The following is a 10,794-nucleotide window of genomic DNA, read 5'->3' as shown; positions in this document are numbered from 1 at the left end:
ACGGCGGCTTGCGTGCCGTTGTTCCGTGTCAGTGGAGGCGCATTATAGGGAGTTCTTCCGAAGTGACAAGCACTAAATACAAAAAACTTTTCGTTCGCTCACTTTTCAAACTTAACGCTTATTTAACCCGCGGATCGTCCGTTAAACGCGCAATTTCACGGGCAAAACTGGCGACCTGAGCCCAGTCGGTGTAGACCACTTCTTTACGCGTATCCGTTTCACCACCTGTCATCTTCATGATCAGGCGGATCATAAAGCGGTCATACCAGCTATAGCGCGGGTAACGCAGCGCGCCCGCAAAGACAGAACAGATATCGGGCTGCCATGGCGAATTCAGTAAAAACTTGCGCGTATAGCTGTTGGTCTGCGGCGTACGCTTCTCCGCTTTACGGGCAACCAGGTTGACCGAGTAAAACGCGCCAGGCCGCTTCGCGAGTTCCGCCGTATGCTTTTTCACAAAACGATCCAGCGCAGGGTGGAAATGACCGTAACGAATTGAAGCGCCAATGACCACACGGTCGTAATCCTGCCAGGCAATCTGTTCTGTGCGATTCAGGTTCACCACATCAGAATAAATGCCCAGCTCTGTGAGTTCAGAAGCCAGATAAGAAGCAATCTCACGCGTTTGACCGTCACGCGTTGAGAAAAGAATTAACGTTTTCACTTATGTCTCCTTACTCACGCCAGAATGTTGGGGTAAACAGCACCAGCAACGTAAAGACCTCAAGACGCCCAAATAGCATATTGGCAATTAAGATCCACTTCGCCACCGGGTTCATACTGGCGAAGTTATCCGCCACGACGCCCAGCCCCGGCCCCAGGTTGTTTAACGTTGCCACCACAGAGGCGAAGGCAGAGAAATCATCCACACCCGTGGCGATAATCGCCAGCATACTGACAATAAAGACCAGCGCATAAGCGGAGAAGAATCCCCACACCGCTTCGAGGATACGCTCCGGCAGCGCGCGGTTTCCCAGCTTAATGCTGTAAACCGCATTCGGGTGGACCAGACGTTTCAGCTCACGGTTCCCCTGCTTGAACAGCAGCAGTATACGGATCACCTTCAGACCACCGCCCGTCGAACCGGCGCAACCGCCGATAAACGCAGAGCACAGCAGCAGCACCGGCAGGAACAGCGGCCAACGCGCAATACTGTCCGTGGTGAAACCGGCGGTTGTCGCCATCGATACCACCTGGAAGAAGGCCTGGTTCAGGGTCGTGACCGCCGAGTTATAGACATCATGGAACCACAGTACCAGAGTACAGATGATCACCAGGGTCAGCTGGACACCAATAAACATCCGGAATTCCGGGTCGCGCCAGTACACCTTCAGGCTACGTCCGCTGAGCAACGAGAAGTGTAGACCGTAGTTACAGCCTGAGATCAGCAGGAAAATGGCAATGATGGTATTGATTGTCGGGCTGTCGAAGTAACCGACGCTGGCATCATGGGTAGAAAACCCGCCGATGGCGATAGTCGCGAAGCTGTGCCCGATGGCGTCGAACGCGGGCATTCCGGCGAACCACAGCGCCAGCGCGCAGGCCACCGTCAGCAGGACATATATAAGCCACAGGGTTTTCGCCGTCTCCGCAATACGCGGGCGCATCTTGTTATCTTTCAGCGGGCCAGGCATTTCTGCCCGGTAAAGCTGCATCCCCCCGACGCCCAGAATCGGCAGGATAGCCACCGCCAGGACGATGATCCCCATACCGCCAAACCACTGGAGCATCTGCCGGTAAAAGAGAATCGCATGCGGGAGCGAATCCAGCCCCACAAGCGTGGTGGCGCCGGTGGTCGTTAAACCGGAGAACGATTCAAAAAACGCATCCGTGATGGTGAGATTCGGTTGTTCAGAGAAGATAAACGGCAGCGCACCCACGCTTCCCAGTACCGTCCAGAACAGGACCACAATCAAAAAACCCTCACGGGATTTCAGCTCACCCTTCTCACGACGGTTTGGCCACCACAGCAGCGAGCCAATCGTCAGCGCGACAAAAAAGGTTTGCGTGAATGCACGCCCCGCACCGTCCCGGTAGATGAGCGCCACCAGTCCGGGGATGATCATCGTCCCGGAGAAAAGTATGACCAGCAATCCAACGATTCGGGTAATGGCACGAAAATGCATCTCTGCCGCTTCCTTAGGTATTCAAAATGATGAGGTGGGGATTATTCTTCAATCGGCAGTAATTGCAATGAACCGCGACTAAAATCAGCGAGTTTTGCTGAAAAAGCAGCCAGTTCCGCCTGAGGAAGCGCCACGCGTAGTTGCACCATTGCCTGATAATCACTGTGTGCGATGACGCCGTTAAACTGTTTAAGCAGTGCGTCGATACCCGATAGCTGGGCGTAATCGCATAACAAAGTATATTCTGTCAGCGGCGTTTTGCGGGTCGTTATCAGAAGATTAAGCGCCTGCTGAACACCACCGCCGTAGGCTTTAACCAGGCCGCCTGTGCCTAACAAAATGCCACCGTAGTAGCGCACAACGACGGCGGTGATTTCACCCACACCGCTGCCCATTAGCTGGGAGAGCATCGGTTTTCCGGCCGTGCCCGCCGGTTCACCGTCATCAGAAAACCCGAGCTGCTGTGAGTCATTCGGCGGCCCTGCGACCCACGCCACACAGTGGTGGCGGGCATCGGGGTGCTGCGCGCGAACGGACTCGACGAACGCCTTCGCCGCCTCCACGCCGTCGGTATGCGCCAACAGCGTGATAAAGCGGCTTTTTTTGATTTCCTCAACAAAGGTGACCGGCTCAGCCGGTATCAGCCAGCTTTCCATCAGGCCAGCTTCAGATCTCGCGTCATGTTCTCAATGCTGTTCTCGTGAATAACCACGTTATCCTCGATACGAATGCCGCCAAACGGCTTCAGCGCTTCAATTTTCTCCCAGTTGAAGTGCTTGCTGAATTGGCCTTCACGCCACGGCGCCAGCAGGGATTCAATAAAGTAGATGCCCGGCTCGATGGTCAATACCATACGCGGCGCCAGAACGCGGGTGCAGCGCAGATAAGGATATTTAGACGGTGCCGCCAGGTGCGTACCGGTATCATCCTGCATAAAGCCTGCGACGTCATGAACCTGCAAACCCAGCGGGTGGCCGATACCGTGCGGCATAAATGGCCCGGTCAGATCGTTCTCAACCATCGCCTCTTCGCTCATGTCTTTGACAATCTGATGCTTACGCAGCAGTTTCGCGATGCGCTGATGGAACTGGATGTGGTAATCCACATAGCTGGTTCCCGCTTTCATGGTGCCAATCAGCGCCAGCTGTTCATCGTTCACGTCTTTAATCAGCTGCGCGAAATCGGTATCCGCATTCGCCGCCCAGGTACGGGTCAGGTCTGCCGCATAGCCGTTGTACTCTGCGCCGGCATCCAGCAAGAAGCTGCGCATCTCAGCCGGAACCTGATGATCCAGTTTGGTGTAGTGCAGAACAGAGGCATGCTCGTTCAGCGCCACGATGTTGCTGTAAGGCACATCGGTATCGCGATGGCCGGTCGCGGTCAGGTAGGCCTGATTGATATCGAACTCGCTCATGCCGGACTGGAACGCTTCATGCGCCGCACGGTGGCCATTCACCGCCGTTTTTTGCGCTTCACGCATGCAGTAAAGTTCATAGTCAGTCTTGTAGGCGCGATAGTAGTGCAGATAATCCAGCACGCCTTTAGGGTTAAGTTTATCTGCCGGAATATCCAGACCCAGCGCACGCTCGGGAACCGGACCAATGTAGCCGATGTTGCCGCGCGCCGCTGGCAGCTGGCTGCCAATGCCGTCCGCTTTTGGCAGCGCAATCACGTCAATTTCTTCGGTCCAGAATGAGGTCGGCAGCGGTTCCACGTTGTGCCAGTAATCGACCGGCAGGTAGAACCACAGTTTCGGCTTGTTCACGCCATCCACCAGCAGCCAGCAATTTGGAACCTGTGTCACCGGCACCCAGGCTTTAAACTGCGGGTTAACCTTGAAGGGATAAGCATGGTCATCAAGAAACGTATTCATCAGCTCGCCGGAGTGGATCAGCAGAGCATCCAGCTTGAAGCGGGCCAGTACATCGCGGGTACGTTCCTGTAGGGTAACGATATGATTTTTATAAAGCGAAGCCAGTGAGTCCATCATTCTTCCTTTCGTTTTTTTGACCTCAAGTCATCGCATCTTAGCACACCTCACTCCGGCTGCGTGATTTCCACCGACCGTGATCAGCGCAGCAATTTCTTAATGAGTAATTTGCATTTTATTAACATAAATTCCACACTCCGTCTCATCTGGTATGACCAGATCCAATTGCTGGATTCAGGAGACCGACATGCTCTACAAAGGCGACACCCTGTACGTAGACTGGCTGGAAGATGGCATTGCCGAACTGGTGTTCGATGCCCCCGGCTCAGTGAACAAGCTTGATACCGCGACGGTGGCCAGTCTTGGCCAGGCGCTGGATGTACTTGAAAAGCAATCAGATTTAAAAGGGCTGCTGCTGCGCTCCAACAAAGCGGCCTTTATCGTTGGTGCGGATATCACCGAATTCCTGTCGTTGTTCCAGGTTCCTGAGGAGCAGCTGAGCCAGTGGCTGCACTTTGCCAACAGCGTCTTTAATCGTCTGGAAGATTTACCTGTGCCAACGATTTCCGCCGTTAACGGCTACGCGCTGGGCGGCGGCTGCGAATGCGTGCTGGCGACAGATTATCGTCTGGCAACGCCGGACCTGCGTATCGGCCTGCCGGAAACCAAGCTGGGCATCATGCCGGGCTTTGGCGGTTCCGTGCGTATGCCGCGCATGCTGGGCGCCGACAGCGCCCTGGAAATCATCGCTGCCGGCAAAGATGTCGGCGCGGAACAGGCGCAGAAAATCGGTCTGGTGGACGGCGTAGTTAAGCCTGAAAAACTGACTGAAGGCGCTGTCGCCATCCTGCGTCAGGCGATTAATGGCGATCTCGACTGGAAAGCCAAACGCCAGCCGAAGCTGGAGCCGTTAAAGCTCAGCAAGATTGAAGCCACCATGAGCTTCACTATCGCCAAAGGCATGGTGATGCAGACGGCGGGTAAACACTACCCGGCGCCAATCACGGCGGTGAAAACCATTGAAGCGGCAGCCCGTCTGGGCCGTGATGAAGCCCTGAAGCTTGAAAACCAGAGCTTTGTCCCGCTGGCGCATACCAATGAAGCCCGCGCGCTGGTTGGCATCTTCCTGAACGATCAGTTCGTGAAGGGCAAGGCTAAGCAGCTGACCAAAAACGTTGAAACGCCAAAACACGCGGCGGTGCTCGGCGCCGGCATTATGGGTGGCGGTATTGCTTACCAGTCGGCCTGGAAAGGCGTGCCGGTGGTGATGAAAGACATCAACGAAAAATCCCTGACGCTGGGCATGACCGAAGCCGCCAAGCTGCTGAATAAACAGCTTGAGCGCGGCAAAATTGACGGTATGAAACTCTCCGGCGTGATCTCCACCATCCAGCCAACGCTGGAATACAGCGGCTTTGACCGCGTGGACGTGGTGGTTGAAGCGGTCATTGAGAATCCGAAAGTCAAAAAAGCAGTGCTGGCCGAAACGGAAGAGAAGGTGCGTCCTGAGACGGTGCTGGCCTCCAACACCTCCACCATTCCTATCAGCGAGCTGGCAAGCGTGCTGAAGCGTCCGGAAAACTTCTGCGGAATGCACTTCTTTAACCCGGTGCACCGCATGCCGCTGGTCGAAGTGATCCGCGGGGAAAAAACTTCCGACGACACCATCGCCAAAGTGGTGGCGTGGGCCAGCAAAATGGGCAAAACGCCAATCGTTGTTAACGACTGCCCGGGCTTCTTCGTTAACCGCGTGCTGTTCCCCTACTTTGCCGGCTTCAGCCAGCTGCTGCGCGACGGCGCGGACTTCCGCAAGATCGACAAAGTGATGGAAAAACAGTTCGGCTGGCCGATGGGCCCGGCCTATCTGCTGGACGTGGTCGGGATCGACACCGCGCATCACGCTCAGGCGGTGATGGCAGCGGGCTTCCCGCAGCGCATGCAGAAAGATTATCGCGACGCGATTGACGCCCTGTTCGACGCCAACCGCTTCGGGCAAAAAAACGGCATGGGCTTCTGGCGTTATAAAGAAGACAGCAAAGGCAAGCCGAAGAAAGAGGAAGATCCGGCGGTGGATGGCCTGCTGGCGGACGTATGCCAGCCGAAACGCGACTTCACCGACGACGAAATTATTGCCCGCATGATGATTCCGATGATCAACGAAGTGGTGCGCTGCCTCGAAGAAGGCATTATCGCCAGCCCGGCAGAAGCCGACATGGCCCTGGTATACGGCCTCGGCTTCCCTCCGTTCCACGGCGGCGCGTTCCGCTGGCTGGATACGCTCGGCAGTGCCCGCTACCTCGATATGGCGCAGCAGTATCAGCACCTCGGCCCGCTGTACAACGTGCCGGAAGGCCTGCGTAACAAAGCGCGCCATAACGAACCCTACTACCCAGCAGTTGAGCCAGCCCGTCCGGTTGGCGCACTGAAAACGGCTTAAGGAGTCACAATGGAAAAGGTTGTCATTGTTGATGCGATTCGCACCCCGATGGGCCGTTCAAAAGGCGGCGCGTTCCGTAACGTGCGCGCGGAAGATCTCTCCGCGCACCTGATGCGTAGCCTGCTGGCGCGTAATCCGGCGCTGGACCCCGCTGCGCTGGACGATATCTACTGGGGCTGCGTGCAGCAGACCCTTGAGCAGGGCTTCAACATCGCCCGTAACGCCTCCCTGCTGGCGGAGATCCCGCATTCGGTTCCGGCCGTTACCGTCAACCGCCTGTGCGGTTCGTCGATGCAGGCGCTGCACGATGCGGCGCGTATGATTATGACCGGCGATGCGCAGGCCTGTCTGGTCGGCGGCGTTGAGCACATGGGCCACGTGCCGATGAGCCACGGGGTTGATTTCCACCCTGGCATGAGCCGCAACGTGGCGAAAGCCGCAGGCATGATGGGCCTGACCGCCGAAATGCTCTCCCGCCTGCACGGCATCAGTCGTGAAATGCAGGATGCTTTTGCCGCGCGCTCTCACGCCCGCGCCTGGGCCGCCACGCAGTCCGGTGCCTTTAAGAATGAGATCATCCCGACCGGCGGACATGACGCGGACGGCGTACTGAAGCAGTTCAGCTACGACGAAGTTATCCGTCCTGAAACCACGGTCGACGCGCTTTCTACCCTGCGTCCGGCTTTTGATCCGGTCACCGGCACGGTAACGGCGGGCACCTCTTCTGCCCTGTCCGACGGCGCCGCCGCGATGCTGGTGATGAACGAAAGCCGCGCCCGCGAATTAGGCCTGACGCCACGCGCCCGCGTGCGTTCGATGGCGGTGGTGGGCTGCGATCCGTCGATCATGGGCTACGGTCCGGTTCCGGCGTCAAAACTGGCGCTGAAAAAAGCGGGGCTGAGCGCAAGTGATATCGATCTGTTCGAGATGAACGAAGCCTTCGCCGCACAGATCCTGCCGTGCATTAAAGATCTGGGCCTGATGGATCAGATCGACGAGAAGATTAACCTCAACGGCGGCGCGATCGCCCTCGGTCACCCGCTGGGCTGCTCCGGGGCGCGTATCAGCACCACGCTGATCAACCTGATGGAACGCAAAGATGCCCAGTTCGGGCTGGCAACGATGTGTATCGGGTTGGGTCAGGGGATCGCGACGGTGTTTGAGAGAGTGTAAGGCTATAACGTAGGCCCGATAAGCTTCGCGCCATCGGGCTTTTGCCGGGAGGCGCTGCGCTTTCCCGGCCTACGAAGAATAAAGTTTAGTTGCCGTTCTTCCCGCCTGTCAGGGGCGGGTTTTTTACATTATTGCAGCAGCGAAATATCCGCCACGCGCAGGAACAGCTCACGCAGTTTCTCGAGCATAGAGAGACGGTTAATACGCAGCTCTTTATCTTCCACGTTTACCATCACTTTCTCGAAGAAGGCGTCGATGATGTCACGCAGCTCCGCCAGCTCCACCAGCGCTTCCTGGTAGCGGCCTTCCGCGAAGTACGGCTCAAGCTTGTCGCGCAGCACCACAACCTGCATCGCCAGAGCAATCTCTTCCGGCTCTTTCAGCGTCGCGGCGTTTACACGCTCGTTCAGCGTCTCGTCGGATTTCGCGAGGATGTTAGATACACGCTTGTTGGCCGCAGCCAGAGCTGACGCCGCTTCCAGCGTACGGAAGTGGGATACCGCTTTCATACGCGCATCGAAATCTGCCGGACGGGTCGGACGACGCGCCAGCACCGCCTGAATGGTGTCAACGGAGTAACCTTCGTCCTGATACCACGCGCGGAAACGACCGAGCATAAAGTCGATAACATCATCCACAACCTTCGCGTTGGTCAGCTTATCGCCGTACAGACGCACCGCTTCTTCAGTCAGCGTTTGCAGATCGAGGTTCAGGTTCTTCTCAACGATGATACGCAGCACGCCCAGCGCGGCGCGACGCAGCGCAAACGGGTCTTTATCGCCTTTCGGATGCTGACCGATACCGAAGATACCCGCCAGGGTGTCCATCTTATCGGCAATCGCCACGGCGCAGGCAACCGGGTTGGACGGCAGATCGTCACCGGCAAAGCGCGGCTGATACTGCTCGTTCAGGGCCACCGCCACGTCTTCCGCTTCGCCATCGTGACGCGCGTAATGCATGCCCATGACGCCCTGGGTGTCGGTGAATTCGAACACCATGTTGGTCATCAGGTCGCACTTGGAGAGCAGGCCCGCACGGGTAGCGTGGTTCACGTCCGCGCCAATCTCACGGGCAATCCAGCCGGACAGCTCCGCGATACGGTCGGTCTTGTCGCGCAGCGTACCCAGTTGCTGCTGGAACAGCACGGTTTGCAGACGCGGCAGGTTATCTTCCAGACGTTTTTTACGGTCGGTGTTGAAGAAGAACTCGGCATCCGCCAGACGTGGGCGCACCACTTTCTCGTTACCGGAGATAATCTGGATCGGATCTTTCGATTCGATGTTCGCCACGAAGATGAAGTTTGGCAGCAGCTTGCCGTCGTTGGCGTAAACCGGGAAGTACTTCTGGTCACCCTTCATGGTGTAAACCAGCGCTTCTGCCGGAACGGCCAGGAATTTCTCTTCGAATTTCGCGGTCAGCACAACCGGCCATTCCACCAGAGAAGTTACCTCTTCCAGCAGGCTGTCGCTCAGATCGGCATTACCGCCAATCTTACGCGCCGCTTCTTCTGCGTCCGCTTTAATTTTGGCTTTACGCTGTTCGTAGTCAGCAATCACTTTACCGCGCTCCAGCAGGATCTGCGGGTACTGGTCGGCATTGTCGATGGTGAACTCTGGCTCGCCCATAAAGCGATGGCCGCGGATCACGCGATCGGACGCTACGCCCAGAATGGTTGCCGGAATAACGGTATCGCCCAGCAGCAGGGTCACGGTGTGCACCGGACGCACGAAGTGTACGTCGGACGCGCCCCAGCGCATCAGCTTAGGAATCGGCAGCTTAGCCAGCGAAGTCGCGATCATATCTGGCAGCAGCGCTTCCGCACTTTCGCCTTTGACGTGGGCACGATACAGCAGCCATTCACCTTTATCGGTGGTCAGACGCTCGGCCTGGTCAACGGTGATACCGCAACCGCGCGCCCAGCCTTCTGCCGCTTTGCTCGGCTTGCCTTCCGCGTCGAACGCCTGAGCAATGGCCGGGCCACGTTTCTCAACTTCACGATCCGGCTGAGACGCCGCCAGGTTTGCCACCTTCAGCGCCAGACGACGCGGCGCAGCAAACCACTCAATTTTACCGTGCGCCAGGCCAGCGTTATCCAGCTCGGCAGTGACGTTCGCAGCGAAAGATTCAGCCAGGCTGCGCAGGGCTTTTGGTGGCAGCTCTTCAGTGCCGATTTCCACCAGGAAAGTTTTCTCAGACATGGCCGCCTCTTATTTGTTTCGGTTGCACATCGGGAAGCCAAGGGCTTCACGGGACGCGTAGTAAGCTTCTGCAACGGCTTTGGTCAGGGTACGAATTCGCAGAATGTAGCGCTGACGTTCAGTCACGGAGATGGCTTTGCGGGCGTCCAGCAGGTTGAAGCTGTGGGCAGCCTTCAGAATACGCTCGTAAGCAGGCAGCGGCAGCGGAGTCTCCAGCGCCAGCAGCTGCTGGGCTTCTTTCTCGTACTGCTCGAAGCAGGTGAACAGGAAGTCCACGTCCGCGTATTCGAAGTTATAGGTGGATTGCTCCACTTCGTTCTGATGGAACACGTCGCCGTAGGTGGTTTTACCCAGCGGGCCGTCGCTCCAGACCAGGTCGTAAACGCTGTCTACGCCCTGAATGTACATTGCCAGACGTTCCAGACCGTAGGTGATTTCACCGGTGATCGGCTTACATTCGAGACCGCCGACCTGCTGGAAGTAAGTGAACTGGGTCACTTCCATGCCGTTCAGCCACACTTCCCAACCCAGACCCCAGGCACCCAGCGTTGGGTTTTCCCAGTTATCTTCCACGAAGCGAATGTCGTGAATGGTTGGATCCATACCCAGCTCTTTCAGTGACCCGAGGTACAGTTCCTGAATATTGTCGGGTGATGGCTTAATCACCACCTGGAACTGATAGTAGTGCTGCAAGCGGTTCGGGTTCTCGCCGTAACGGCCATCGGTCGGACGACGGGATGGCTGCACGTAGGCGGTTGCCATTGGCTCTGGCCCTAACGCGCGCAGGCTGGTCATCGGGTGTGAGGTGCCTGCGCCAACTTCCATGTCCAAAGGTTGAACAATGGTGCAGCCCTGACGAGCCCAGTAATCCTGTAAGGTCAGGATCAGGCCCTGGAAGGTCTTGGTATCAAACTTTTGCATAGTATTTCG

8 protein-coding genes are annotated in these 10,794 nt (G+C 57.0%); 2 read left to right on the top strand and 6 right to left on the bottom strand.

The features are described from left to right. Window positions 1–118: 118 nt before the first annotated feature. Genes hemG through pepQ form a run of 4 tightly spaced genes read right to left on the bottom strand, consistent with a single transcriptional unit; the run spans window position 119 to window position 4,113 of the window. On the bottom strand, window positions 119–664 hold the full coding sequence (gene hemG / locus E0L16_RS20290) for a menaquinone-dependent protoporphyrinogen IX dehydrogenase (protein WP_064910952.1): 546 nt from the start codon (window positions 662–664) through the stop codon (window positions 119–121). 10 nt (window positions 665–674) lie between these two features. Further along, the gene (gene trkH, locus E0L16_RS20285; protein ID WP_063865811.1) at window positions 675–2,126 is read right to left on the bottom strand and encodes a Trk system potassium transporter TrkH; all 1,452 of its coding nucleotides are present in this window, start codon (window positions 2,124–2,126) and stop codon (window positions 675–677) included. Between the two features lie 41 nt (window positions 2,127–2,167). Then, window positions 2,168–2,782 (bottom strand): IMPACT family protein, encoded by a 615-nt coding sequence (locus tag E0L16_RS20280; RefSeq protein WP_063865814.1) that lies wholly within the window; start codon window positions 2,780–2,782, stop codon window positions 2,168–2,170. Then, window positions 2,782–4,113: a Xaa-Pro dipeptidase gene (gene pepQ / locus E0L16_RS20275; RefSeq protein WP_022649738.1), complete on the bottom strand. Its 1,332-nt coding sequence runs from the start codon at window positions 4,111–4,113 to the stop codon at window positions 2,782–2,784. Before pepQ ends, E0L16_RS20280 begins: the two co-directional genes overlap by 1 nt. A 190-nt stretch (window positions 4,114–4,303) precedes the next feature. Here pepQ and fadB point away from each other — a divergent pair, with 190 nt between their 5' ends. Together fadB and fadA are read left to right on the top strand one after the other, a co-directional pair. Next, window positions 4,304–6,493: a fatty acid oxidation complex subunit alpha FadB gene (fadB, locus tag E0L16_RS20265; protein ID WP_131638071.1), complete on the top strand. Its 2,190-nt coding sequence runs from the start codon at window positions 4,304–4,306 to the stop codon at window positions 6,491–6,493. Between the two features lie 9 nt (window positions 6,494–6,502). Then, the gene (fadA, locus tag E0L16_RS20260; RefSeq protein WP_131638069.1) at window positions 6,503–7,666 is read left to right on the top strand and encodes an acetyl-CoA C-acyltransferase FadA; all 1,164 of its coding nucleotides are present in this window, start codon (window positions 6,503–6,505) and stop codon (window positions 7,664–7,666) included. 128 nt (window positions 7,667–7,794) lie between these two features. Here fadA and glyS read toward each other — a convergent pair whose 3' ends face one another. Beyond that, window positions 7,795–9,864, bottom strand: coding sequence for a glycine--tRNA ligase subunit beta (glyS, locus tag E0L16_RS20255; protein WP_063449957.1), 2,070 nt, complete (start codon window positions 9,862–9,864; stop codon window positions 7,795–7,797). Window positions 9,865–9,873: 9 nt separating this feature from the next. Next, window positions 9,874–10,785 carry a glycine--tRNA ligase subunit alpha gene (glyQ, locus tag E0L16_RS20250; protein ID WP_003860141.1) on the bottom strand — a complete coding sequence of 304 codons (912 nt, stop codon included), beginning with the start codon at window positions 10,783–10,785 and terminating at the stop codon, window positions 9,874–9,876. Window positions 10,786–10,794: the final 9 nt, after the last annotated feature.

The sequence above is a fragment of the Enterobacter quasihormaechei genome (assembly GCF_004331385.1).
GTDB lineage: Bacteria > Pseudomonadota > Gammaproteobacteria > Enterobacterales > Enterobacteriaceae > Enterobacter > Enterobacter quasihormaechei.
The sequence above is the reverse complement of the archived record's forward strand: the minus strand, read 5'-3'. Positions and strand labels throughout refer to the sequence as shown.